24 protein-coding genes and 2 tRNA genes are annotated in these 23,872 nt (G+C 67.5%); 13 read left to right on the top strand and 13 right to left on the bottom strand.

Annotated elements, in window-relative coordinates; translation table 11 throughout:
- The first annotated feature begins 434 nt into the window (after window positions 1-434).
- Window positions 435-2,504: a family 16 glycosylhydrolase gene (locus QM721_RS04220; protein WP_415119297.1), complete on the top strand. Its 2,070-nt coding sequence runs from the start codon at window positions 435-437 to the stop codon at window positions 2,502-2,504.
- Between the two features lie 133 nt (window positions 2,505-2,637).
- On the opposite strand, the gene QM721_RS04225 is transcribed toward QM721_RS04220, so the two are convergent.
- Window positions 2,638-3,417 (bottom strand): sugar transferase, encoded by a 780-nt coding sequence (locus tag QM721_RS04225; protein ID WP_415119299.1) that lies wholly within the window; start codon window positions 3,415-3,417, stop codon window positions 2,638-2,640.
- 4 nt (window positions 3,418-3,421) lie between these two features.
- Window positions 3,422-3,832: a nucleoside-diphosphate sugar epimerase/dehydratase gene (locus tag QM721_RS04230; protein WP_415119301.1), complete on the bottom strand. Its 411-nt coding sequence runs from the start codon at window positions 3,830-3,832 to the stop codon at window positions 3,422-3,424.
- 610 nt (window positions 3,833-4,442) lie between these two features.
- Here QM721_RS04230 and QM721_RS04235 point away from each other — a divergent pair.
- The 3 genes from QM721_RS04235 to trxA are packed head-to-tail and all read left to right on the top strand — an operon-like array spanning window position 4,443 to window position 6,603.
- Window positions 4,443-5,147 carry a metal-dependent transcriptional regulator gene (locus QM721_RS04235; RefSeq protein WP_415119303.1) on the top strand — a complete coding sequence of 235 codons (705 nt, stop codon included), beginning with the start codon at window positions 4,443-4,445 and terminating at the stop codon, window positions 5,145-5,147.
- Window positions 5,137-6,183, top strand: coding sequence for a hypothetical protein (locus QM721_RS04240; RefSeq protein ID WP_415119305.1), 1,047 nt, complete (start codon window positions 5,137-5,139; stop codon window positions 6,181-6,183). Before QM721_RS04235 ends, QM721_RS04240 begins: the two co-directional genes overlap by 11 nt.
- Before the next feature lie 45 nt (window positions 6,184-6,228).
- Window positions 6,229-6,603 (top strand): thioredoxin, encoded by a 375-nt coding sequence (gene trxA, locus QM721_RS04245; protein WP_415119307.1) that lies wholly within the window; start codon window positions 6,229-6,231, stop codon window positions 6,601-6,603.
- Between the two features lie 107 nt (window positions 6,604-6,710).
- Here the strand turns inward: trxA and QM721_RS04250 are convergent.
- A tRNA-Arg gene (locus QM721_RS04250) sits at window positions 6,711-6,783 on the bottom strand.
- Between the two features lie 344 nt (window positions 6,784-7,127).
- Between QM721_RS04250 and QM721_RS04255 the strand changes: the two genes are divergently transcribed.
- Complete coding sequence (locus QM721_RS04255; RefSeq protein WP_415119309.1) at window positions 7,128-8,510, top strand: UTP--glucose-1-phosphate uridylyltransferase; 1,383 nt, start codon at window positions 7,128-7,130, stop codon at window positions 8,508-8,510.
- Complete coding sequence (locus tag QM721_RS04260) at window positions 8,507-8,851, top strand: hypothetical protein (protein ID WP_415119311.1); 345 nt, start codon at window positions 8,507-8,509, stop codon at window positions 8,849-8,851. Before QM721_RS04255 ends, QM721_RS04260 begins: the two co-directional genes overlap by 4 nt.
- 90 nt (window positions 8,852-8,941) lie before the next feature.
- On the opposite strand, the gene mscL is transcribed toward QM721_RS04260, so the two are convergent.
- The 4 genes from mscL to QM721_RS04280 all read right to left on the bottom strand — a co-directional run bounded on the left by mscL (window position 8,942) and on the right by QM721_RS04280 (window position 11,216).
- Entirely contained in the window at window positions 8,942-9,313 is a 372-nt protein-coding gene (mscL, locus tag QM721_RS04265; RefSeq protein WP_415119314.1) for a large conductance mechanosensitive channel protein MscL, read from the bottom strand.
- A 155-nt stretch (window positions 9,314-9,468) separates the two neighbouring features.
- Window positions 9,469-10,083, bottom strand: a complete 615-nt coding sequence (locus tag QM721_RS04270) for an SAF domain-containing protein (protein WP_415119316.1) — start codon at window positions 10,081-10,083, stop codon at window positions 9,469-9,471.
- 89 nt (window positions 10,084-10,172) lie between these two features.
- Window positions 10,173-10,520 (bottom strand): FmdB family zinc ribbon protein, encoded by a 348-nt coding sequence (locus tag QM721_RS04275; protein WP_415119318.1) that lies wholly within the window; start codon window positions 10,518-10,520, stop codon window positions 10,173-10,175.
- 36 nt (window positions 10,521-10,556) lie between these two features.
- Entirely contained in the window at window positions 10,557-11,216 is a 660-nt protein-coding gene (locus QM721_RS04280; protein WP_415119320.1) for a 5-formyltetrahydrofolate cyclo-ligase, read from the bottom strand.
- Window positions 11,217-11,234: 18 nt separating this feature from the next.
- Here QM721_RS04280 and glp point away from each other — a divergent pair, with 18 nt between their 5' ends.
- The 4 genes from glp (at window position 11,235) to QM721_RS04300 (ending at window position 14,115) form a co-directional block, all read left to right on the top strand.
- Window positions 11,235-12,560 (top strand): gephyrin-like molybdotransferase Glp, encoded by a 1,326-nt coding sequence (gene glp, locus QM721_RS04285; RefSeq protein WP_415119322.1) that lies wholly within the window; start codon window positions 11,235-11,237, stop codon window positions 12,558-12,560.
- Window positions 12,533-13,171: a GNAT family N-acetyltransferase gene (locus QM721_RS04290; protein WP_415119324.1), complete on the top strand. Its 639-nt coding sequence runs from the start codon at window positions 12,533-12,535 to the stop codon at window positions 13,169-13,171. The genes glp and QM721_RS04290 overlap by 28 nt, the downstream gene beginning before the upstream one ends.
- A gap of 60 nt (window positions 13,172-13,231) precedes the next feature.
- Window positions 13,232-13,972, top strand: a complete 741-nt coding sequence (locus tag QM721_RS04295; RefSeq protein WP_415119326.1) for a hypothetical protein — start codon at window positions 13,232-13,234, stop codon at window positions 13,970-13,972.
- A gap of 70 nt (window positions 13,973-14,042) precedes the next feature.
- A tRNA-Ala gene (locus QM721_RS04300) sits at window positions 14,043-14,115 on the top strand.
- A gap of 137 nt (window positions 14,116-14,252) precedes the next feature.
- Here QM721_RS04300 and QM721_RS04305 read toward each other — a convergent pair.
- Together QM721_RS04305 and QM721_RS04310 are read right to left on the bottom strand one after the other, a co-directional pair.
- On the bottom strand, window positions 14,253-14,996 hold the full coding sequence (locus QM721_RS04305; RefSeq protein WP_415119328.1) for a tyrosine-type recombinase/integrase: 744 nt from the start codon (window positions 14,994-14,996) through the stop codon (window positions 14,253-14,255).
- Between the two features lie 240 nt (window positions 14,997-15,236).
- Entirely contained in the window at window positions 15,237-16,652 is a 1,416-nt protein-coding gene (locus QM721_RS04310) for an L-lactate permease (protein WP_415119330.1), read from the bottom strand.
- Between the two features lie 60 nt (window positions 16,653-16,712).
- On the opposite strand from QM721_RS04310, the gene QM721_RS04315 reads away from it, so the two are divergent.
- Window positions 16,713-17,273: a helix-turn-helix domain-containing protein gene (locus tag QM721_RS04315; protein ID WP_415119332.1), complete on the top strand. Its 561-nt coding sequence runs from the start codon at window positions 16,713-16,715 to the stop codon at window positions 17,271-17,273.
- 354 nt (window positions 17,274-17,627) lie between these two features.
- Here the strand turns inward: QM721_RS04315 and QM721_RS04320 are convergent, their stop codons facing one another.
- The 3 genes from QM721_RS04320 to QM721_RS04330 all read right to left on the bottom strand — a co-directional run bounded on the left by QM721_RS04320 (window position 17,628) and on the right by QM721_RS04330 (window position 21,278).
- Window positions 17,628-18,131 carry a hypothetical protein gene (locus tag QM721_RS04320; protein WP_415119334.1) on the bottom strand — a complete coding sequence of 168 codons (504 nt, stop codon included), beginning with the start codon at window positions 18,129-18,131 and terminating at the stop codon, window positions 17,628-17,630.
- A 246-nt stretch (window positions 18,132-18,377) separates the two neighbouring features.
- Window positions 18,378-20,093 (bottom strand): glycosyltransferase family 2 protein, encoded by a 1,716-nt coding sequence (locus QM721_RS04325; protein WP_415119336.1) that lies wholly within the window; start codon window positions 20,091-20,093, stop codon window positions 18,378-18,380.
- 666 nt (window positions 20,094-20,759) lie between these two features.
- The gene (locus QM721_RS04330) at window positions 20,760-21,278 is read right to left on the bottom strand and encodes a DUF4386 domain-containing protein (RefSeq protein WP_415119338.1); all 519 of its coding nucleotides are present in this window, start codon (window positions 21,276-21,278) and stop codon (window positions 20,760-20,762) included.
- Here QM721_RS04330 and QM721_RS04335 point away from each other — a divergent pair.
- Window positions 21,209-21,934, top strand: coding sequence for a TetR/AcrR family transcriptional regulator (locus QM721_RS04335; protein ID WP_415119340.1), 726 nt, complete (start codon window positions 21,209-21,211; stop codon window positions 21,932-21,934). The two genes, QM721_RS04330 and QM721_RS04335, sit on opposite strands and share 70 nt — an antisense overlap.
- Before the next feature lie 44 nt (window positions 21,935-21,978).
- Here QM721_RS04335 and QM721_RS04340 read toward each other — a convergent pair whose 3' ends face one another.
- Window positions 21,979-22,785 carry an isocitrate lyase/PEP mutase family protein gene (locus tag QM721_RS04340; protein ID WP_415119342.1) on the bottom strand — a complete coding sequence of 269 codons (807 nt, stop codon included), beginning with the start codon at window positions 22,783-22,785 and terminating at the stop codon, window positions 21,979-21,981.
- Between the two features lie 172 nt (window positions 22,786-22,957).
- On the opposite strand from QM721_RS04340, the gene QM721_RS04345 reads away from it, so the two are divergent.
- Window positions 22,958-23,848 (top strand): aldo/keto reductase, encoded by an 891-nt coding sequence (locus QM721_RS04345; protein ID WP_415119345.1) that lies wholly within the window; start codon window positions 22,958-22,960, stop codon window positions 23,846-23,848.
- The last annotated feature ends 24 nt before the right edge of the window (window positions 23,849-23,872 follow it).

Below are 23,872 nucleotides of genomic sequence, written 5' to 3' on the forward strand. Positions count from 1 at the left end.
TTCGAGATTCGGCGAAGTCACCTTCGATGTCTGTCGGCAGCTTGATCTTCCAGGACGACTGTGTGGTCTTCCGGTGCTTCCGGAACTGATGGCCCCACTACATCGAAATCGCGCTGTCATGCTCCCGGCGGGGATCGAGTCGCTCGGCAAGCAGGGAGCATTCGCCTACCAACCGACCGCGAGGGTGTCGACACTGCACGCGGAGAGTGAACTTGGGCGTACGAACTGGCAGGCCCGAGCGGTCACCGGGCGAAGATGCCAACTCACGCTGGGGGGGATTGACCACCATCCCGTGATGACGCATGCTGGTTTTTCACCCACCCTCACCCTCACCCTCACCCTCGCCCGGCGCCAGGAGGTGTCCCATCCCTTTGACTGTCCGCTCTCGTCGGCGGCTTCTGGTTGTCGTACTGCTAGGAGCGCTTGTCATCCCAGTGACTCTGATCGTGGCACCGGTGGTGCTGCGGTTGAACCCTGGCCGCGCAGTCCCTGTCGAGGTGCTTGCCTCCTCGACCGCCGCGGGTTCGGACCCCGCGCTGCTGGCGGAGGTGCCGGACGGTGAACTCCCTGGCTCGGACCGCACCCGTCGTGAACCCGCGTGGCTGTCGAAAGGCGAGGTCGCAGGCGCCTGGGTCGAGCAACGGTTTGCGGATGAGCGCGAGGTCAATCGGGTCCTGATCGGTGCCGCAGCTTCAGGATCGGGTTTCTCGGCCGCGGTGATCGAATTCAGCGACGGGAGTTCGCTGCACCTCACCCCGGACGAGTCCGGCGATGTCGTGGTCGGATTCCCGGCGCGGCAGGTTACCTGGGCGCGCCTGACCTTCACTGAGGCGGACGGCGGCGCCAAGGAAGTGAGTCTGGCGAGCTGGGTGCTTGATCGCGGCGGAAGCAATAACTGGCCAGCCTCTGAAACGCCGATCGAGGTGCGCGCTTCCGCCTCCTCGCAGTCGACAAGCGGCCCTGATTCGCTGATCGACGGCAGTTTCGCCACTGGTGATTACGGTGTGGAGTGGTCGGCTGCCGACAGCGACACCCAGCCATGGGTGGAACTATCCTGGGAGCCCGCGCGGGAGGTGTCGAGCGTGCAGATCGCGGGCCCGTCGAGTACATCGAGTGATCCTGCCCACCAGATGTCCTCGTCGCTGAACGGGGTGCTGAAGTTCGACGACGGAAGCGAGGTGCCCGTCTTCGGCATCGCCGACTCGGGCGAGCTTCCCACCACGATCGGCTTCGCCCCCAGGATCGCGACCTCTGTCCGGCTGATGCTGCGGCGTGCGTTCGACAGCGCGGATGTCGCGCTCCGCGAAATGGCGGTCTATCCGCGCGGAGTTACTCCGCCTGTGCCGCCGTCGACTTCCGCAGCCGCCTTTACAAACGAGGCTAAGGTGGAGGATTGCCCGGACTCCCGCACGATCGTCCCGCCGGGGTCCGTCCCAGCACGTACCGAGTTGCTCCTGCTGTGCCCCGGAAGCGGGTCTGCAATCAAACCGGGTGACTCGGTCTTCGTCGCCGCTTCGACTGGAACCATCCTCGACGCGACCACAATGGACAACAGCGGCAACTCTCAGCCACTTGGGACGGCGACCGCCGACGAGGACGGGGTCGCCGAGATCATCCTGCGCGAGCCTTTGCCCCAGGGGCCTTTCGGCATGCTGATCCAGTCGCGCACATCACCCCAGACCCGACTCGAACTGCAACTCGTCGGCTCTGGCGAGGTGTCGTCCGCTATCGCTGCCCCCGAGCGCAGCGGACGGACGCTCCTGTTCGACGATGACTTCGATGGGCCACTGTCCATTGAACGGGTAGGGGCAGCCGCTCGATACACTGCTGCGCAGCCAGCCCCGTGGGGCACCGCGGAGTTCGGTGACGCGGTCTTCGCCGATCCAACCAGCAACCCAGAGGTTCTCGGCACCGGGAACGGAGTCCTGAGGATTCAGGTCTCACCCCTTGGCGATCAGCCCGACCCGAATGGGTGGAACCGCAAGCATCGCAGCGGCATCTTGGCATCGGTGGACGCCTCCGGCGGAGGCCTCGCAGCTCAATACGGTTACTTCGAGGCGCGCATGCTCGCACCGGCAGGCACCGGAACATGGTCGGCGTTCTGGATGCTCAACGCGGGCGCCGCATCGCTGGATCGGAGCATCATGGGGGAGGTTGACGCCGTCGAACTGTACGGCCACGACACCCAGAAGGCCTGTCACGCGACCCACACCTGGTACTCCGACGCCACGATCGACGACACCGGAGACCTACTCTGTGCAACACCGGAGGGCGTCTCGGACTGGTCGCTGTCCTGGCACACGTACGGCGCCGACATCCGCCCGGGTGGCATCGACTTTTACGTCGACGGCGCCTTAGTGGGCTCCCAGGATTCAGTCGCACGCCAGACTGAACCCTGGTTCTTCCTGCTCAATCTCTCGCTCGGCGGAGGCTACCCGGTCGACCTACAGAATGTGGGCGACACCGCTAACCTCTACGTGGACTGGGTGCGGGTGTACGTCTGACGCCACTGAGCGAGCGCCGACAAAGCGCCGATAAATGACAGCGCACCGCTGGTCGGGCTATGTCGAAACCCCTTCGCGGAGAGCGGCATGTGCGAGTGAACGACAAACTCGACCATCGAAAATCAGCGCTTCTTTAGTACGCACCATCTGGCCGGAGGACGACACCAACAGTCTTGGCTACGATGTTGATGTCTCCGAGCACTGACCAGTTCTCTACGTAGCGCAGATCAAGTTGAATGGCTGCGGCCATCGACAACTCCGAGCGGCCCCCCACCTGCCACAGTCCCGTGATCCCCGGCTTGATGAGCAGCCGACGATGGTGCACATCGGAGTACTCGGCAACCTCACGCTCCACCTGGGGACGCGGGCCAACGACACTCATCCCACCGCGGAGCACCGTCCAGAATTGGGGAAGTTCATCAATGGAATACTTGCGCAACACTTTGCCGATTTTGGTGATCCGTGGGTCGTCCTCCAGCTTGAACAGCAGCGCAGCGCCTCCGTTCGCCTCGATCAGCGCGTCGATCTTCGACTCGGCGTCCAGACACATCGTCCGGAATTTATGGATGGTGAACGGTTGACCGAACCGGCCCACTCGCTTCTGCTTGAAGAAGACCGGGCCGCCGTCGTCCAGCTTGATCAGAACGGCGACCACCATGAACAGCGGCGCGAGAAAGACTAGGGCGACCGTGGAAACCGCGATGTCAAAGGCCCGCTTCACCGCCAGCTTGCCACCGGTGAATTGCGGCAGGTCAACACGCATCAGCGACAGGCCCTCCACACTCCGGAAGCTCACCCGGGGACCTGCAATGTCCACCAACCGAGGCACGAACATGAACTCGATCGGCCGGTTTTCCAAGCTCCACGCCAAGTCCTTGCTCTGCTTGTGTGCCAACCCTTCAGCGGCGATCACCGCGTTATAGCGACCACTGGTCGCAGCTCGACACTAGGCCGTGATAGGGAACCCGAGGAAGCGAATTGCCGTTTGCCATCACCTCATCGCTGTCATCGTCAAGGATGCACACGGCGCACGGCAGGTAGCCGGCATCAGTGTTGCGCTGCAGCTCGGAGGCAACCTGGCGAACTGCAGCGCCCTTGCCAACGATGAGCGTGGGCGACATTGCTCCGCCCGCCGCCCGCTGGCGCACCAACTGCTGGCGCGCGATCCAACGTCCGACCAACACCGCAGCCACGCCAATCGGCAGGGTGGTGACGAATGCGGCACGGGAGACCTCTGCTTGTAACCAGTAAGACCCGATCGCGATGGCGCCGAAGACGGACAGGCTCGCCTGGAGGGTGCGCCGGTACTCACCCAACCCCAGGCCCACGACGTCACGGTCCCTGGACCCCGAAGCTGCCAGCATGAGCAACCACGCCAGGATCACTACCGGTGCGGACCATGCATAGGTGATGGCGAGACCGGGTGGGCGGGAATCCCAGTCGAAAAGGAAAACGAAGGTGACTACAATGGTCGTAGAAATTGCCAGGAAGTCGCTGGCCCACAGGGCTGCTCGGTATTTCTCGAACCACCCTAGGTGGCGACTCCGTGGTGCTGCGGCTGAGGCAACCCACGGGGATACTTGACTCCAAGCCATGACGTCGTGCCCGGCTGCAATGGCATGAGAACGCTCGGTAGCTGGTCGGAATGGGGGTGAGAGGGACATTGTGCTCCTTGGGGTGGAATCTCCCACAACTAGTGTCAGGTGTGCATGCAAGACACCATCACGACGCTGATTCTGGAGCGAGAGACCCATTCTCAGGCCGCCGTTGCCCTCCATCGTCAGCGACCTGTTGAGCAGCAGTGTACACGCTTTCGTGCACCAGCTCCGATGCAGAGAAATTCTGGAACGTGACGCTTCGGGCATCTGTGTTGTTCGTGGCAGCTATGGCTTAGGGTGAGCCGATACCCCGTTGGCTGCCAACCTGGAGGAGGTTCCGGTGAGTGACCTCATTGATACGACGGAGATGTACCTCCGCACTATCTACGAGTTGGGCGAGGAGGGGGTGCCGCCGCTGCGGGCCCGCATCGCAGAGCGTCTCAAGCAGAGCGGCCCGACGGTGTCGCAGACGGTCGCTCGCATGGAACGTGACGGCCTGCTCACCATCGACGCCGACCGCCAGTTGCGGCTCAGCGCCGCCGGGCTGAAGCTTGCCACCCGGGTGATGCGCCGGCACCGGCTCGCCGAGCGCCTGCTGATCGACGTGATCGGCCTGGACTGGGTGCACGCGCACGAGGAGGCGTGCCGCTGGGAGCATGTCATCTCGACCGACGTGGAGCGCCGCCTGGTGAACCTGTTGCATCAGCCGGTCGAATCGCCCTACGGCAACCCGATTCCGGCGCTGGCCGAACTCGGTGCCCCGCCGGCTCCCGAAGCATTTCTTGACGGCGCCATTCCGCTGGCCGAGGTGCTGGCGAAGTACCCGACCGCCATCGTGACGGTGCGCCGGCTCAGCGAATACCTGCAGACCGATCGGCAACTGCTGGCGTCGTTTCATGCCAGCGGAGTGACTCCCGGTGCCAGCCTGACGGCCCGCCGCGACGGGCACACGCTGATACTGCAGGCTGAAGGCCGCGACGAAGGCCGGTTCGAGGCGCAGGTGGCCGAACATATGTTCGTGGCCAGCGACGCCCGTGCCTGCTGACTCGGCGCCGCTTGACTCCGCGCCACTGCTGCAGGGCCATTGGTACGACGCGCTGGCGGCGATTCTCGACACCGAGTTGAGGGCCGGCCACGTCTCGCCGGGGCGCGAACGCGCGCTTCGGCTGGCGGTAGCCGCCAAACGGGTGCTCGACCTGGACGCCGAAGACTACTGGCCGATCAGCCGCGAGTTTCCTCAGCGGCGTTGGGCCGAAGAGCTGGGTGCCGCCTGCTTTCCGCTCGAGCCCCGGTCGGCGCAGCGCGGGGCGCTCACCTCGCTGGTTCCGCTGTACCGGCTGATGCTCGAGGTGCTCGACCTGCGGGCGTTGCGGCACGAGCCGCTGCAGGTGGTGGTGACCGCGCACCTGATCGGCGAGTACCTACCCCAGCTTGCCTGGGAGTCGACGCTGGGGCATGCCGGCGACCCGTTGCGGATGGCCGAGCAGGTGGGCGAGCGCTGGGGCGGCGACGATCGGAGTTGCCCGCACAACTCCGCACTGCGGGCCACCGCCAAGCGATCGTTGAACGCCGCCAACGGCGACACGGCAGGATTCACCGCCTACCTCGACCGGTTTCACTCTCGGCTTGGCTCGGCGTTGGCGATGTGCGCGATGAACCACGAGACGATCGGGGCCGGCGAACGTCCCGACGTCGCCGGCACCTGTTCGAACCCCTGCCGTTGGGCGCTGCGGGGCAGCCTCGCCCAACGGCGTGACCTGGACGCCCGGGTGCGGCTCGCCCTGCTGTACCGCGACTCGCCGGTGGTGGCGTTGCGCCACCACGCGCCGGTGGGGCACTTCTTCGGCGTGCCCTCGACCTCGGAGATCTCCGAGGCGTGGCTGCGCACCTGGCAGCGGGTCGCGGCCCCGTGGCCGGACGGCTCGAATCCGCTCACCACCAGCGTCGGCGGTGCCCCCGAGCCGGGGGAGGCGCTGCCGGGAATGTCGGCCCTGGTCAGTGCGGTGGCCGGACGAACCGTCGGCCCGGGCACCCTGATCCGCGAGATCGGTGCCGACATCGCCCAGGCGCTGGCGGAATAGCCGTTACGTTCGGCGCGTTCCACCGATGAATCAGAGAGGAACCACATGGCTACCCAAGCTTTCGACCAAGAGACCTTCACCCAGGCGATTGCCGACAACGACACCGTGATCGTGGACTTCTGGGCGGATTGGTGCGGGCCCTGCAAGCGCTTTGCCCCGGTGTTCGACCAGGCGTCCGAGCAGCACCCTGACGTCGTGTTCGGCAAGGTGGACACCGAAGACCAGCGTTCGCTGGCCGGAGGGCTGGGCATCCAGTCGATTCCGACGCTGATGGCGTTTCGTGGGGGCTACCTCGTCTACCGCGAGGCGGGCGCCATGAGTGGCCCCCAGTTCGACGAGTTGGTCAAGGCCGTGAAGGCTCTCGATATCGAGAAGTTGAAGGAACAAGCAAGCGAGTCGCAGCAGAACTCTGAGGCGTGACACGCCGCCTGCTTGTCACCCGCGTGGGTGACAAGCAGGCGTGGCGCGACCTATAATGAGACAGGTCCCTGCCCCATCCCCCCGGGCAGGGACCTTCTGCATTCGGGCGGCCCCAGCAAGATTCGAACTTGCGACACAAGGTTTAGGAAACCTCTGCTCTATCCCCTGAGCTATGGGGCCCCGGCGGTTGCTCAGCCCCCAGCATAGGGGGCTCGGAAGCTCCTCAGCTGTCTCGGCATTGTGTCGCAAGAGGGTGCGATGCGAGGGTCTGCGGGCTCGATGGGTGCCCGGCGATGATTGAAAAGTTGTCGATTCGCAAAAAGGTGACCATTGGGACGTGCATTTTTCAGACGCTTCGTCTAAAGTTGTCTACAGAGAGCGACGCCAGCTCGATGATGTCTCCTGGGGGTGGGTAGACGGCTTTGGCCCTTCGATAGGCGTCGCTCTCGTCATGTCCATAGTCGGTCATACTGGGGCCCGTGAAGAGACTTCCGATTTCATGATTAGTCATTTAGACTAATATCATGAGTGAACAAGGCCACCCGGGGCTGGCTGCTGCGGTCGCGAAGATGCGTGCCTCCGGCGCCAACGAACCCGCTATCGACGTCTTCGCCCACTACTACGCCGAGGCCGCGGCCGGGGCTACCGGGCTGATTCCCGAGAGCACCATCAGCCCGCTGGTCGACCCGCCCCAGCTCGCCGACGCCGAGGTCGACCCCGACGTGGCCCGCGCCGCCATCGCACGCACGGTGATCATCAAGCTCAACGGCGGTCTCGGCACCTCAATGGGGCTCGACCGGGCCAAGACCCTGTTGCCGGTGCGCGAGGGGCTGACCTTTCTCGACCTGATCGTGCAGCAGATCATGGCGGCTCGCGCCGCGTACGCGGCGCCGCTGCCGCTGTTGTTCATGAACTCGTTCCGCACCCGCGACGACACCCTGGCACACCTGGAGAAGTACCCCGACCTGGCGGTGGACGGTCTGCCGGTCGACTTTCTGCAGAACGCCGAGCCCAAGATCACCGCCGACACCCTCGAACCCGTGGAATGGCCGGCCGACCCGACCCTGGAATGGTGCCCGCCCGGCCACGGCGACGTCTACACCGCGCTGGTGGGCTCGGGTGTGCTCGACGCGCTGCTCGCCGCCGGCATGAAGTACGCCAGCATCAGCAACGGCGACAACCTCGGCGCTGCCCCTGACGCCGAACTCGCCGGGTGGTTCGCAGGCACCGGCGCCCCCTACGCCGCTGAGATCTGCCCGCGCACGATCAACGACCGCAAGGGTGGTCACTTGGCCATTCGCAAATCGGACGGGCAGTTGATTCTGCGTGACACCGCGCAGACGCCGGCCGACGATATGGATTTCTTCACCGACGAGCATCGGCACCCCTACTTTCACACCAACAACCTGTGGGTCGATCTCGAGCAATTGAAGACCGCGCTGCGCGAGCGCGGTGCGGTGCTGGGCCTTCCGTTGATCTACAACGTGAAGACCGTCGACCCCGCCGATGCGAGTTCGCCCAAGGTGATTCAGCTCGAGACGGCGATGGGTGCGGCGATCGAGGTTTTCAAGGGCGCCACGGCCATCGCTGTGCCGCGTTCGCGGTTTCAGCCGGTGAAGACCACCAATGAACTGCTGTTGTTGCGTTCCGACGTGTTCGACCTGGGCGCCGACAGTCGGCTCAGCCAGACCGTGCCCGAGCTGCCACGAGTCGATCTCGACGGCCGGTTCTACAAGCTGATCGACGATTTCGAGGCCCGGTTCGTGGTGCCGCCGTCGCTCAACCGAGCCACCTCGTTCGTGGTTCAGGGGGACTGGACGTTCGACCGCGCGGTGGCCGTCGAAGGCGATGTCAGCTACGCCGACCTGGGCCGTCCCGCGCTCGCCGGCGTCGACGGTGCGGCGTGAGTGACGCCGACCTGGTCGCGGCGCTGCACTTCGCGCTCACCGGAAGTCGGTACGCCGGTGGGGGTGGCGATCTGCCCGCCGTGCTGGTCGACGAGGGTTGGGACGCGAGCGCCCTGCGAGCCCATGCCGACGCTGTGATCGCAGCGAACCGGGTGTGGCCGCACCCGGTGCCAGACGATCTGCGGCAGCGGGTGGGCAGCGCCCAACTGTTCGCCGCTGTGCAGCGCACTCAGCGCGAACTGGGCCTGTTCGGTCAGGTTGCCGCTCCCGCGGCGGCGCGGGGACTCGATGCCGATGAGCGTCGGCTGATGGCCGACGTGCCCCCGCATCATGGGGTCTGAGCGACTGCCGACAAGCCCGAATCCCCGCCACCGGTGAGGTGACGGCACCGGTGGGGTGACGGGGATTCGGGTTCGAGTTGTCGCCGATGGTCAGGCGGCGCTCTTCTTCAGCAGGTCGCGAATCTCGCTGAGCAGTTCCTCGGTGGTCGGGCCCGCTTCGGCTTCGGCTTCGGCCTTGGCGCTCAGCGCCTTGACCTTCTCATAAGGCACGACGATGCCGAAGTACACCACGAAGGCCATGATGACGAACGCCACCAGTGCCGTCAGGAAGGGGCCCACCGAGGTGAGGCCCAGCGGGGCCCACGAGTCGAAGTTCGGGGCGCCGCCCAGCTTCGCGAGAATCTCCACGACCACTTGGGTGAACGCCGTGGTGACCGCGCCGAACGCACCGCCGATGACGAACGCGACGGCAATATCGATCAGGTTGCCGCGCAGCAGAAAGTCTCTGAATCCCTTGATCATTTGAATGTCCCTTTCACGTGCAACTGCCCCCAGGTGGGAGCGGACGGCTGCAATGGGCGTTCAATTTAGTCACAGCCGAGAGGCGAATGCGGTCGTCCCCGTTGCTGGACTCCCGGTGCTGCACGACGGCTGCGGGACCGCTCGCTGCGGCCAGGTCAGCGGAAGCCGAAGCCCAGCGGGCCGCGGGCCGCGGCCGCGGCAACCTTCGCCAGGGCGTCCGGACGCAGTTCGACCAGCACCACCGGGTCGTCGCCCAGCGTTGGCACCAGCCCCGACTTTGCCGGGTCTGAGGAGAGCACGGCCACGACCCGAGCGGCCGACGCCACAGGTGCCGCACCGTCGTCGGTCGAGGCGATCAGGTCGATGTGGTCGCCGACCTTGATCAGCCCCGCGGCGGTGGCCGTCAAGGCGACCGGCAGCACCGCCATGCCGGGTGTCGCGAGCGAGTCGCGGCTGACCACGCTCGCCGGCACCAGCACGGCGCCTGCCGGGGTGTTGAGAGTGGCCGGCCGGCCCACGGCCTGGACCGGGTCGTCGAGGTATTCGGTCGGCAGCCAGGCGACGGGCAGCTGGCGCACCGCGACGTCTTCGGCGCCGATCGTCACGCCGCCGGTGAGCGGACGGGTCGCAACCAGCACGGCCACCGTGGGTGGGTCGGCGGGACGCAGCGCGCTGAGACCGGCCCAGACGGCGGCGCCGGCCAACAGAGCAGCCGCCAGCCGGCGGTGGGTGCGCAGTAGGCGTCGGAATCGACCGAGAAACGTCTTCACGCCCTCAGTCAACGACCGGCCGTGGCAAAGTGTTCAGAATCGCCGGGAAACGCCGATGATCGCCGGCCGGGCAATGCCACGGCCAGGGTTCAGGCGGCCGGGCTGCCGGCCGCGGGTTTCTTCGGCTTCGTGGCAGGCTTCGCGTCGCCGCCCGAGGCCGCCGGCGCAGTGCTCGTGGCCGCTGCAGTGCTCTTGGCTGGTGCTGCGCCCTTGCCGGACGCCGCACTGTCGCCGGCTGGTGCCGCCGCGGTCGCGGCCTTGGAACGGTTGTCGGTGGCGTAGAAGCCGGAACCCTTGAACACGACGCCCACCGCACTGAATACCTTGCGGAGGGTGCCCTGGCAGGTGGGGCAGGTCGTCAAAGGGTCGTCGGTGAACTTCTGCACCGCCTCGAGTTCGTTCGAGCAGTCCAGGCAGCGGTACTGATAGGTGGGCATCGGCAACTTCCCAGGCAGACAATCGACGGCCGTAGTTTAGCCCCAACCGGGAGAGCGTTCCGGGGCGACCGGGAGGCGCAGTGTGCGCGAGTCGGTGACGATCACCCCGATTCGTCGGTCGAACGGCTCGACCGGCACCCGAGCCAGCACCTCGGTGTCGCGCAACAGCACCCCGATCAGGGCGTCCGCGTGGGCGTAGGTCAGCGCCCGGTCGTACCAGCCGCCGCCGGAGCCGAGCCGATCGCCGTCCGGCGTTGCGGCCAGCCCCGAGCACCAGACCAGCGAGGCGGCGGACAGGGCGTTGGCGCCGAGGGCCTCGGTGGTCGGTTCTTCAATACCGGCGTAGCCGACCCGCAACGCCGCCCGGCCGGCGTAGCGGGCCCAGTCGGGGTGGCGTCGTGCTGCGCCGTCGGGGTGCCGTCCGAGCACGGGCAGCAGCACGGTGTGGCCGCTGGCGTGCAGGGCGTCGATCAGCGACCAGGTGTCGGGCTCGTCGCCCAGCGACGCGTACAGCGCCACCGTGTCGTGCTCGTCGCTCACCGCGAGCGCGCGGGCGGTGCGGCGCGCGGTGGCGACGGTGGCCTCGGGCACCCGCCGGGCGGCACGGACACGTGCGCGCAGCACGGCCTTCTCGCGCCGCACCCCCGCATCATCGGTTGACCGCATCGGAGCGTGCGCAGGGACGGCCTCGGGCATTGACCTATGGTAAGAGCCATGGCGCTATTCGGACGCAAGAAGCGGTCTCTGCCCGAGGCAGAGCAGATCGGCGAGCCGCAGGGCGACCAGACGCAGGCTGACGAGACTCGGGCCGATCAGACGCCACAGCCGCAATCCGAGCCGATCGGAGTGGAGCAGTACCGCACCGCTTTGCTCCAGGTGATCGAACCCCAGCCGCCGATCGGCCTGGGCGTGCTGGACGCCTTCGGCCGCCGGCTCTGCGAGAGCATCGTGGCCGACCTCGACCTGCCCACTTTCACCAGCGCCGCCGCCCACGGCTACGCGGTGCGTGCGGCCGACGTCGCCGCGGCCCGCGAAGATCAACCGGTGCGGCTGCCGGTGCTCGACTCGCTCGACGACCCGGTCTATCGCGGCGCGCCCCTGCTCGAGAACACCGCCGTGCGGGTGGCCGTCGGTGCGCCGATTCCCGAAGGGGCCGATGCCGTGGTGCCGGTCGAGGCGACCGACGGCGGCGAGGTCGAGGTCGAGGTGCGCAGGCCCGTGACGCCCGGGCAGCACCTGCGGCCGGCCGGTTCGGACATCGCCGACGGCACCCTGCTGCTCGAAACGGGGCGGGTGCTCGATGCCGGCGCGATCGGGCTGCTGGCCGAGGTGGGGCACGACAAAGTGCTGGTGCGGCAGCCGCCCCGGGTGGTGGTTTTGACGGTGGGCGCGAACCTGGTGCCGCCCGGCCTGCCGCTGACCTCGCGAGCTCATCGTTACGACGCGACCACGGCCCTGATCGCGGCTGCGGCCAAGGCCGATGGCGCCCAGGTGTTTCCCGCCGGCACCTTCGGCGACGACGCTGCGGTGATCGCGCAAGCCCTCACCGACCAGTTGATTCGTGCCGACCTGGTGGTGATCGTCGGCGGCCTGGACGGCGCGGTGCCCCAGGTGCTGGACGAACTGGGCGAGGTGAACGTGCACCGGGTGAGCATCAACCCCGGCGGCACGCAGGCGTTCGGTGCTATCGGTGACGACCGTACCCCGGTGATCGTGCTGCCGGGCGGGGCCTCGTCGGCCTTCGTCGGCTACCAGGCTTTCGTGCGTCCGGCCCTGCGCCGGCTGCAGGGCGAACCGGAGGTCCGGCCGTCCAGCCGTACGCTGCCTGCCCGGGTCGCCATGCACGGCCGCGACGACGCCACCGAACTGATTCCGGCGATCGTCTCAGAACGTGGCGTCGAGCCGGCCGGAGTGCCCGGCACCGAACTCGCCTACGACCTCGCCCGCGCGGACGCCCTGATCGTGCTACCTCCCGGAACCCACCTCGTGCCCGCGAACTCCGATGTCGAGGTGTGGGTGCTGACGCAGCCGGCGGCATGAAGTCGGGGTCGCTCTGGCCCGTCGAACTGACGCATGGGCCGGTCACCCTGCGGCCTTGGCGGCAGCGCGATCGACGCGCGTGGGACGAGCTTCGCCGGCGCAATGCCGCCTGGACCGCGCCCTGGGACTCGACCAGGCCACCCGAGTCGATCGAACCCCCGTTGACCTTCGCCGGAATGGTGCGCCAGTTCAACCGGCGGGCGCGGCTGGGCACGATGCTGCCATTCGCGGTGGACTACCGGCCCGACGGGCAGCCCGCGGTGCTGGCCGGCCAACTGACCATCTCGGGGATTACCCATGGCTCGGCGTCCTGGGCCCAGGCGGGTTACTGGGTCGACCAGCGCTGGGCCGGGCGAAGGATCATTCCGACCGCGTTGGCCCTGGGTGCCGACTACTGCTTCTTCACCCTGCGGCTGCATCGGCTCGAGGTGGCGATCCGGCCCGAGAACGTCCGCAGCCTGCGGGTGGTCGAGAAGCTGGGCTTTCGGCACGAAGGCTACCGGTCCCGCTACATGCATGTGGACGGCGACTGGCGCGACCACGAGATGTTTGCCCTGCACGCCGACGAGGTGGGGCTCGGCCTGCTCCATCGATTGAAGCATTCGGCCTGATCAAGCGACACTCCGCGGGTGCTCCGCTGGGTCGGCGTCCCGCCCCCGTAACGTTACTGCGTGGGTTTGACGGGAGTGATCTTCGGCGTGATCGCCGCCGCTTGGCTGGTGTACCTCGTGCCGTACTTTCTCAAGCGCCAAGCCGATCCGTCGATCGACCAGATCGACCCGGCGGCGCCGTTCTCGGCCACCGTTACCATCGTGCGCCGGGGCGCATCGCTGGCGACGGCAGAGGAGGGCACGGCAATCGTGTCCACGCCACTGACGAGGCGGTCGGCCCTCTACGAACTGGGGCAGATCGATCGGCAGGCGGCTGCGCGCCGACGCCGCGTGTTGCTGGCGTTGGTGGTGGTGCTGCTCGGGGTCAGCGTCCCGGCTGCGCTGGGCCACGTGCCGTGGTGGGCGCCGGTGATTCCGGCCGGGTTGCTGGTGCTGTTTCTCGTGGTCGCGCGGTTCAGTGTGCGGGCCATGCGCCGTGACCTTGACGCCCGGGCCCGCCGGATTGGCGAGTGCAGTGATGAGCAGACCGTGGCGATCGCCGTGCTGTCGCAGGCGGGCGAGGCGTCGGAGGCGTCGGTGGAGCTGACCGCCCCGGTGCCGCAGCCGCGGTCGCTGTGGGACCCGGTTCCGATCACCGCACCCACCTATGTGAGCAAGCCGATGGCCCCGCGCACGGTACGCACCATCGACCTGTCGGCGCCGGTGGCGGTGAGCAGTTCGCTGCCGGTGACGGCCGAGCCGCTGGCTGTTGAGCGTCCGGAGGGCGACCAGGGCCAGGATCGCCGCGCTGTCGGTGAATGAGGGCTCGGTGTGTCGCCGACGTGAACGCTGCGGGGTTCTTTGCTAGAGTCGGTGTGCTCGTTGAGCATCTGGGGCTATGGCGCAGTTGGTAGCGCGTCTCGTTCGCAATGAGAAGGTCAGGGGTTCGAATCCCCTTAGCTCCACCCAGTAAAACCCCTAGTCAAAGCGGGTTTCATCGCAGTAATCACACCGATGTGCTCCTCGGGCAGCCACCCCCCAGCCACCCCCAGAATGACCAGCGGGGTATTTTCCGGGTTCACGGGCCGGGATTTCGAGAGGCTCATTGGCCCGCCTGAGCGGGCAGAACAGCCACTTCGGCACCTGTCCCGGGAGTCTGGCGAGGAGAGTTGAGGAGCGCGAGAGCGGACTTGTCCGCCGCCGTGCCGAGCCAGTGCAGGTAGATGTTCGTGGTGGCGATGGACCTGTGACCACACCACTTCTGGACCGTCCCGACATCCACGCCCCGTGCGAGCCACAGACAGGCGGCCGTGTGGCGCAGATCGTGCGGGCGGCGCCCCCTGCCGTTGACATTCCACTTCACCGCGCGCCGGAAGGTGCCGGTCCACAGTTGGCCGCCGCTGGGTCCGGTAATCAGGAAATCGTTCGGTGACTTGCCCTGCATCAGACGTTGAACGGTGGGCCAGATTTGTTGGGGCAGCGGGACCAACCGGGTTGCGTAGGCCTTGGTCGGCTTGACCTTGCCGCCCTCGGTCTGGGACTTGGTCACATGAAGGCCCAGCATCGGCACACGCTGGACATCGGAGACGCGCAGCGCCCGCAGCTCACCCCATCGCACGCCGATCCATCCCGCCACCTCGACGATGTCTCCGCCCTGCGTGTGCAGGCCGTCTTCTTGGCGGCGCGGCCGGAGCAAACGACCAAGCAGACGGCACTCAAAGACCGGCACGACCGCGAACGCGTCACCCTCCTCGCGCAAGAGCTGAGAGCCGACCGAGTACGCCGCGACCCGACACGATCGAAGTTCATCCGTCCAGAGCGAGAAGCCCGCGACGCCCGTGCGCAAGCAGCCGCCGCACTGGTCGAGACGAAACGGGCAGCGGCAGAACAGACTCGACGGCTTGTCGATGAACGAGCACGGCGACTCCGCGCGCCATCTACGCCGGACACCACTCGAAGCGATCCGTACTCTGGCCGTCCAGGGGTCGGATTCTGAGTCTGGTTCGAACGGCGGTTTTGCGGTTTCAATCTATTCGATGGCCCGTATCGTGCTTGACGGCCACAGACCATTTCATCGACGATTGCGTCATCCGGTAGCGAGGTATTGGAGCGACACCAGCGCCAGTGCGATGACGGCCACGACCCCGAGATCGACCAGTAGCAGAAAGCGCATGATCGGCCCGCGCGGCGGCGGCTCGGGGCTCAGCCTGGCTGCCAGTTCTACGCGGGCTGGTGCGGCCATAATCAGCAGCGCGGCCGACACATTGTGCGCGCCCATTGCGAGCAGTGGATCGGCGCCGATGAGGTGGGCGGCGGATGCCTGCGTGCTGGCGAACATAGCGTTGGCCCCGGTGTTGGAGCCGGTGAGGAACCCGCCGAGTGCGCCGACGAACGGGAGTGCGAAGAGGTACCCGTCACCGAGGCTGGCGAGGGCGTTCGCCACCGCGGTCGACATGCCCGAGACGGCCATGACGATGCCGAAGATCAGGAACATCGCGGTGGCCGGGCCGACGTGCGTCCAGGTGTGCAGAGTGTAGGCGGCGGTCGGCCTCGTGTGGCTGCGGTGCCCGATCAGTGCGACGGCGGTGGCGATGAAGAGCCACACCGTGGGTGAGGCGAGGTAGCGCAGCAGTGTCTCCTGCGCGCCGAGCAGGCGCACGAGAATGCTCATGGCGACGACGCCGCCGAGCAGCACCTCATACGGTACGAGCGCCCGCCCCAAGCCGAGCGGAGTTTGAATGCGGACGCCGCGGGCACGGCTCAGTGCGAGATGGACGAGCAGCGTGAGCAAGGCACCGATGGCACCGGCGGCCGGGGTGCCGATCAGGAGGTTCGCGCCCAGCACCCCGGCGCACAGTAGCGAGCCCGAGCCGCACGCCGCGATGACGCCGGCCACCCGCTTGCCCGGTTCGGCCGTGAGCAGTGCGGCCGCGATGCCGACGCCGATGAAGACGGGCAGGCTGTAGAGCGCGCTGACGACGCCGAGCTGCTGATAGTCGACCCCGCCGAGCTCGGCCGCGACGAGGGTGCCCGGCCCGAGCGACCCCCAGGGCACCGCGCACAGGCCGAGCAGGCCGATCGTCACCGCCTTCCGGCTGGTGAACCCGAGTGCGATGAGCAGGGGAACGGCGATGATCGCGCCGATGCCGAATCCCGTCAGCGATTCCGCGAAGGGTGTTGCGCCATGCACGATGGCCAGCACCGGTGCGACGCCGGTGCCGAGCGAGCCGCGCAGCCAGCTCGCGGTGATGCCCTGGGCTCCCGTGCGGCGCCCGGCCTCGGCGAAGGCGACACCGCCGGCGATGATCAAGAGCACCTCGACCACGAGCGGCCACCAGGCGCCCAGCGCGTCAAGCGAGGTGCTCGCATCCAGGCCGAAGCGCCACACCGCGACGGCGACCGCCGCTATGAGGCCGATCGCGGCTGCTCGGGTTGAACTCTGCCGCAGGAGCAGCATGACCACGATCAGCAGCATCGGCGTGGCCGCCAAGAGCAGATTCATGATTGGTACTATACTCAAAGCAATGTTCGTATCCGAAAATTTGTGTGAAGGAGTCGGCTCGTGACCGATGGTGTTCCCGCGCGCTTCGGCTCGGCAGTCAGGGCGCGTCGCGCCGAGCTTGGGATCACGCTCGACCAGCTCGCCGACGCCAGCGGCGTCTCCACCGGCTCGCTGTCGAAGATCGAGCGCGGCGCGCTGAACCCGAGCCTGAGCAACGCGCTCGCTATCGCGGCCGGTCTCGGCAGCGACCTCAGTGAACTGCTCGAACAGACGCCGGAGCCGGTCGTGCAACACGAAGCCGATGCGCAACAGTTCATCGACCCGGACACCGGGGTGCGACGCACCCTCCTCGCACAGCCGAGCGCACGCGTCCGCCTTATCCGCTACGTCATCCCGTCCCACACGACAACGGTCGACTTCGCCCCGCACGGTGCGAATACCGCCGAGATCTTCCACGTCACGCAGGGCGCCTTGCGCGTGCTCATCGACGGGAGGGAGCCGATCGACCTTCGCGCGGGCGACACCGTCCAGACCCCTGGCGACCGCAGGCATCGCCTCGAGAATCCGGGCGACGAGCCGAACTGCTTCTTCATCGTCATGGCACCCACGCGCGGAAGCTAACCGCGCGTGGGTGCCATCACACGAAGCGGAGCGCGGCGCTGGCGCTGTCAACGCGTCTTCGCCCACACCGTGCCCCGGTGAACCCCGAACCGACGCGCCACGGCGGTCACGCTCACGCCCTGCGCGCGGGCTGTTCGCATAGTGTCCACTTCCTGGCCCGTGAGCCGTGTTCGAGGTCGTTTCTTTGGTTCAGCCGACGCGCCGATCAACGGGTCATCAGCCCCGTGCTCGGACTCCACTTCTTCGCGGATACCTTGATTCCATGCGGAAATAAGCCTCTCAACCCGTGGTCGCCTGTTCCCGCAGCGTTCCATTGCGTCCACCCCACGCACAAGGCTCGAACCCTTGCCAACGTCAATGTTGGTAGAGGTTCGGGCCTTGTTGGCATCTGCGGCCCAGCTCGACGCGCAGTTCGTTGTCCTCGTCGATGTAGACCTTGGTGAAGAAGGCCTGGTTGCAGAGCGGCCGGTTCGTGTCGTCGCAGCGGGTGTAGATGTCGGCGCAGTTCGCGAGGAGTCCGAGCGCGTCGTCGAGGTGTGCGCGGGCGTCGGCGTAGTCGCCGTAGTGGGCGTCGATGCGACGGGTTACCTTGTCGAGTTCGCCCGTGATGCGGTCCTGCTCGCGTTTGAGGACGGTCAGTGGGATGGCGTCTGCGTAGTGGGCTTGCATGAGCCGGTCTTGTTCGCCTTCGAGCCGGTCGCGGTTCGCGGTGAGCCGGGCGAGTTCGTCGGTTTCGGCGGCCATGAGCCGGTCGAACTCGTGGTGCAGCATCCCGGCGAGAGCGTCCTGCTGGGCCGGGGTGATCTGGACGCGTTTGTAGTAGTCCTCGACGAGTTTCTCGACGTCCTCGATGAGCATGGCTTGGCGGGTGCAGTCGGTGCGCTTGGAATGCTGACCGGAGCACACGAAGTAGCAGTAGACGTTGCCGTGGCGGATCTTCGCGTTGGAGACGATGAGGCGGTGTGAGGTTCACCCAGTTCACCACACTCAAGCTGGTGGACGTCAGGTCGTTCGCGCGCGGCTATCTCGCGCTGGTCTACGTCCGTCCCGACGCCGGCTGACCAACCAGATCAGCCGGCGCCTTCGGGGTCTTACCAAGGAAATCTAGCCGGCCGTGATTTCAACCGGCACGGCGGACGCGGCGCGGACGGGCGCGGTGCGGGGAGTGACCGTCCAGTGTTGTTCGGCCGAGAGCATCAGCCTCATCACGCCGATCCGGGAGATCACGTTCTTGAACTCGTGGTAGAAGACCATCGAGACCACGAGGTACCACCCCCACCAGCTCGCGCGGCGCGCGATCTGCGGATCAGCGACCCGTCGGGTGAGCAGCACCGCCAGCGGGGTGGTGGTGAAGGCGAACAGCATCAGCACCAGCAGCGCCGGGTTGCCGAAGGTCAGGCCGCCACCATGCCACAGGTAGAAGGCCAGCAGCGGCACCACGAGTGCGGAGATGAACGGGTAGCTCTCCCGCCAAAGCATGTGGAAGAACAGGCCGACCCGCTGCCGCGGGGTGAGCTCGTCCCCCCACAGGACGGCGCCGCTGTGGGCCAGGGCGACCTGCGTCCAGCCCTGCGACCAGCGCATCCGCTGCCGCCACAGCGCGCCCAGGGTGGTCGGAGCGAGCTCGCGGCTGATCAGCCTGGGGTCGTTCTCGATCCGGGCACCGGCGCGAATCGCGCGCAGCGAGGAGTCGATGTCCTCGGTCAGCATCGAGCCGCGCATCCGCGTAGTGCGCAGCAATTCCGTTCGCCAGTAGCCGTTCGAACCACCGAAGATGCCGTAGCCGTGCAGCAACTGACGGCCACGGTGGCTGACCGCGTAGATCTGCTCGAACTCGACCGCGACGGTGCGCGCCACCCAGGATTCGTCGCCGTTCCGGACGACGCAGTGGCCCTGGACGATATCGACGCCGGAAGCGATCCACCGCCAGGCGCGGTCGAAGGACCCCGGATCGGGCTGGTGGTCGGCGTCGAACAGCCCGACGAACTCGCCACGGACCAGCGAGACGGCGGCGTTCACGTTCTGCGCCTTGGACGTGCTTCCATCCACCTTGGCCAGGGTCAGTCGCGGGTTGGCGGCGGCCAGCCTGCGGAGCTCGGCCTCAACCGGGAGCGGCTTGGGCGTGTTGTAGGCCAGGATCACCTGGAGCCCGCCGGCGTACTCGTGCCGCAGGAACACCTGGAGGGTCTCCATGATGGTGTCCTGCTCGTTCGGCAGATAGGCGGCGATGATCGCCGACGCCAGGGGCCGCGCGATCTCGGTCTCGGGCGGATCAGTGCGCGCGAAGGCGCCGATCGTGGTCTCCACCCACTGCCCGCCGATGGTGAGAGCCAACGCCGCGGCGACGATCACGAGCAGGACGTCCGCGAGGTGAATCCCGTTCCGTTCGGCGGCGACCATCAGCGCGAACGGCAGCACGACGGTGAGCAGGATCAGCAGCGCGACCTGCGTGGCGATACCGGGCTGGAACCGACGGATGCGGGACTTCTTTGCGCGCCGGAGGAGCCCGGGCTCGCGCTGGGCGAGCGCGGCCCGCGACCGCTCCTCAAGCCGGTCGATGGTGCCCGGAGTCCACCGCTGCGGCGCGGCCCAGGAGACGCCGACGTCGATACGCCGGTCCTGGCCCGCCACATGCAGTGGAGTGCGCATCAGCCCCGCGGCAAGCGCGTCGGCGCGGCGCGGGGTGGCCCGTCCCGGCTCGGAACGGAGCTTCACGAGAATTCCCTCCCCCGATTCCAGCACCTCTTCCGTCGGTGCGAGCATCGTCCACAGCCGCTCCTTGGCGGCGGTGGTGAGCTCGGCGGAAGGTTCCGGATGCACGGCGTCCAGGCAGGTCTCGCCGATGGCGATCGAGACGATGGCGTCGTGACGAGTCGAGCTGCGCCTCAGGGCCTGATCTGGTGAGCCGGCCGTCCGGGCGCGCGTGAATAGTAAGCGACATGAGTTTTCCCCCCTCAATGGTCACCGCGGCGGCGACGCAAGACAGGGACATTCGCCGACCCGTCATCGGGAGGTTGAGTTGATCCGTGCAGGGCAGCGGATGTCCGGGTCAGGCAAGCTTGACGCGATGCTAACGGTGGACATGATAGCCACTGCTCGCGACAACCCGGTTACAGCGGTGCGGCAGAAGACCTTTTTGCGCTGGCCGGACCCGCCGTAGTAACCGGCTTTCCTCGTGGAACGACCCTTGTGAACAGAACCGAACCCGACCTGCGCCCGCGATGGACGGCCTGTCGCGAGCAGCGCGACGCCGCCGTGCCACGAATGCGACCCGGCCTTGCGGTTGGTGGGCCGCTTCCGTCCGGCTGCGGAGGCGACCGAGGTGGCCGTGGGGCTGCCGCCGCTCGGATGAAGGCATCGGCCCGGCTGGCCGGCGAGGTCGACGTGGCGATCGGCGGTGTCGCCCACACCCTGAAGGTCACCGGGGACGAGGGCTTCGTGCTCCACGGGGGAGCGCGTGGAAGGAAGCGACTCTCGTCACTCTCGTCACAGACCGCCACCGTAGTTGGTGCTCCGGCGCGCGGTTCGACCCTGCTGGCTTGAGGCGTCGGGGGTGAACGGTCGCAGGCCGACCGCGATCAGATAGATCGCAAGCCACACCTCGAACGCGAAGATGAGTGCCGCGGCGGTTCCGGCCAGCACCCCGTTGAGGGGAATTGCCTCCCATAGCTGCGCCAGGTTGCTGGCCAGCACGATCGTCCCACCGATGGCTCCGAGCGCGGCCAGCGTCCGCGGCACCGCGCGAGAGTCCCAGAGCAGCCATCCGAGCACAATCGTGTTGACGCTGATCACCAGCCCCTGCCCGATCAGAAACGACGCGGTGTGCACCGCGGAGGCGCTGGCTTTCCACAGCCCGTGAGCGTCATCGACCCAGACGCTCGCCAGCATGGGGAGAGTGCCCGCGATGATCACGGCCGCTTCTACAGTGCGAAGTAGTGCGAAGGTGGCGGCGCGAACCGCGCCGTGGGAGCGCAGCAACCGCCAGAGCAGTACGCCGGTGCCCACGCAGCCGCGTCGTCGAGACAGCCATCGGGCTCGCCGCTGAGCAGGGCCTGGCCGCCGCCAGCATGCGCGGCGTCGCCGACCGACTCGGTGTGACCCCCATGGCGCTGTACAAGCACATCGCCAACCGGTCGCAACTCGTCGACGAGATGCTCGACCGGGTGCTCGCTGACATTGCCTGCTCGTCGAACCCGGAGGTCTGGCGTGAGGCGGTGCGCACGCGCATCTTCGCTGCTCGCCGACTCGTGGTCGCCCACCCGTGGGTGCGTGACGCGATCGAATCGCGCGAGGTCGCAACCCCGCGCGCGCTCGCCCACATGGACGCGTTGATGGGTGCGATGTTCGACGGCGGCCTGTCGGCCGACCTGGTTCACCACGCGATGCACGCACTGAGCACCCGCATGTGGGGTTTCACCCGTGATGTGCTGCCGACCCCGCAACTGCCCGAAGGCTCGGAGCAGCGGGCTCGTGCAGTGGCCGGTTTCGAGGCGAGCTACCCCGCGATCATGCGGATGGCCACGACATCGGCGCACGCTGCGGCGGGGTGCGACGCCGATGCCGAGTTCGCCTTCGCGCTCGACGTTGTGCTGAGCGGAATCGAGCATCTGCACCAGAGCCAGTGGCAGCCCGCGGTGCCCGTTCGGACGGTATTGGGCTGATCGCCCCCGCGGTGTGGGTGTCGGCTGGCGATGCCGGTGGATCGCTAGCTTTCAAGCAGTCCGTTCAGGTCGGGAAGGTCGGCGAACTGCGTGAACGTACCCTGGGTGAGAATCTCGTGTGTCGCGGACAGGAAGCCTCGCCAGGCGGTCTTGGCCAGCATGCCGCCGACACTGATGCGCCGAACGCCGATGCGGGCGGCGTCTGCCACGGTGGCGAACGGCGTGTGAATCAACAGGTTCACCGGTTTCGGAGCGACGGCGCGCACAATCGTGGCGACGTGGGCGAGGTCGGTGATCCACGGCGCATACAAGCAGTCCGCCCCGGCTTCGGCGTAGGCGGTGAGTCGGCGGATCGTGTCGTTCAGATCGGGACGCCCCCACACGAAGCCTTCTGACCGTGCGGTCAGCACCAGGCCCCTACCCGCGGCGTCCAGAGCCGCTCGGGCCGCCACGATCCGCTCGGCGGCCAGCCCTGCCTCCAGCAGCGGGTCGGTCGGGTCGCCGGAGAAGTCCTCGATCGACAGCCCCGCGATGCCGGTCTCGGCGGCCAATCGGACGTTCGCCGCTACGTCGTCCGGCTCGATCGCGTAGCCGTTTTGAAAGTCGGCGTTCACCGGCACCTGAACTGCTGCGCTGATGGTGCGCAGGTGACTCAGCGTGGGCTGCAGGCCGACCGCGTTGTCGGGCTGCCCCATCGACCAGGCGAACCCGGCGCTGGTGGTGGCCAGCGCCGCGAAGCCCAGGCCTGCGAGCGCTCGGGCGCTGCCGACGTCCCACGGGTTCGCCATCACGAAGGTGCCGGATTGGTGCAGGCGCCGGAACTCGGCGACTCGCTCGCGCTGTTGGATCATGGCCACTCCACTCGGCTGTGAGGTGCGGTTGCCTCGCGCCCAACCGCTGAGCGTAGGTCGGGTCGTGGCAGCGGTCAATGCCCGGACGAGTCTTCGGCTCGCCCGGCTCCGTGCGTCGACGGACAGGGGTTGCCCGGGCACACTGGTGGACTTCGACAGTGGAAGGATTTCAATGAGCAACGCCGTCGTGCTCGGGCTGATGCGTATCGCATCACTAAGCGATGCCCAGCTTCGCGACATGGTGGACACCGCCCGGGCCGTTGGGGTGACCACCTTTGACCACGCCGACATCTACGGCGGTGAGCCGCATCGCTGCGAGCGGCGGTTCGGGGAGTCTGGGGCCGTACCCGCGTCCGAGCGGCACGAGGTGATCGTGCAGTCGAAGGTCGGCATTCGGTCCGGCTGGTACGACTCGTCGCGCGAGCACATTCTGGCCAGTGTGGACGCCTCGCTGGCGGCCCTGCGCACCGACTATTTGGACGTGCTGCTGCTGCACCGTCCGGACGCCCTGGTCGAGCCCGACGAGGTGGCGGCGGCCTTCGACGCCCTGTACGAGGCGGGCAAGGTGCGCGCCTTCGGAGTCTCGAACCACACCCCGCCGCAATGGGAGTTGCTCAGTGCCGCGGTGCGCCAGCCGCTGCGAATCAACCAGGTGCAGTTCGGGCTGGGTCATGCCGGCCCGGTGGCGCAGGGCCTATCGGCCAACGTCGCCGGCATCGAACAGTCGGCCTCACGCGATCTCGCGGTGCTCGACCACGCCCGCAACAACGACATCACGGTGCAGGCATGGTCGCCGCTGCAGGGGGCGCACGGCGTGGTCGTCGGCGACCGTGAGCACCACGCGGCCCTCAACGACGAACTCGACCGGATCGCCGCCGAGCACGCCAGCACCCCGACGGCGGTGGCCCTGGCCTGGGTGCTGCGGCACCCCGCCCGCACCCACGTGGTGGTCGGAACCACCAACCCCGCCCGGGTGCGAGACAGCGCCGGTGCCGAGCAGGTCGTGCTGAGCCGCGAGGAGTGGTACCGGCTGTACCGCGCCGCCGGCTACCCGCTGCCCTGAGCAAGCGCTGCTCAAGGCCGCCAA

Origin of the sequence: Micropruina sp., from assembly GCF_047602085.1 — a bacterium.
Classification (GTDB): Bacteria; Actinomycetota; Actinomycetes; order Propionibacteriales; family Propionibacteriaceae; genus Micropruina.

Coding starts and splice junctions, on each gene's coding strand:
- trxA (WP_415119307.1), top strand. CDS start 6,229: ATGGCTACCCAAGCTTTCGACCAAGAGACCTTCACCCAGGCGATTGCC.
- QM721_RS04255 (WP_415119309.1), top strand. CDS start 7,128: ATGAGTGAACAAGGCCACCCGGGGCTGGCTGCTGCGGTCGCGAAGATG.
- mscL (WP_415119314.1), bottom strand. CDS start 9,313: ATGATCAAGGGATTCAGAGACTTTCTGCTGCGCGGCAACCTGATCGAT.
- QM721_RS04275 (WP_415119318.1), bottom strand. CDS start 10,520: ATGCCCACCTATCAGTACCGCTGCCTGGACTGCTCGAACGAACTCGAG.
- QM721_RS04280 (WP_415119320.1), bottom strand. CDS start 11,216: ATGCCCGAGGCCGTCCCTGCGCACGCTCCGATGCGGTCAACCGATGAT.
- glp (WP_415119322.1), top strand. CDS start 11,235: ATGGCGCTATTCGGACGCAAGAAGCGGTCTCTGCCCGAGGCAGAGCAG.
- QM721_RS04310 (WP_415119330.1), bottom strand. CDS start 16,652: ATGAATCTGCTCTTGGCGGCCACGCCGATGCTGCTGATCGTGGTCATG.
- QM721_RS04320 (WP_415119334.1), bottom strand. CDS start 18,131: ATGCTCATCGAGGACGTCGAGAAACTCGTCGAGGACTACTACAAACGC.
- QM721_RS04340 (WP_415119342.1), bottom strand. CDS start 22,785: ATGATCCAACAGCGCGAGCGAGTCGCCGAGTTCCGGCGCCTGCACCAA.
- QM721_RS04345 (WP_415119345.1), top strand. CDS start 22,958: ATGAGCAACGCCGTCGTGCTCGGGCTGATGCGTATCGCATCACTAAGC.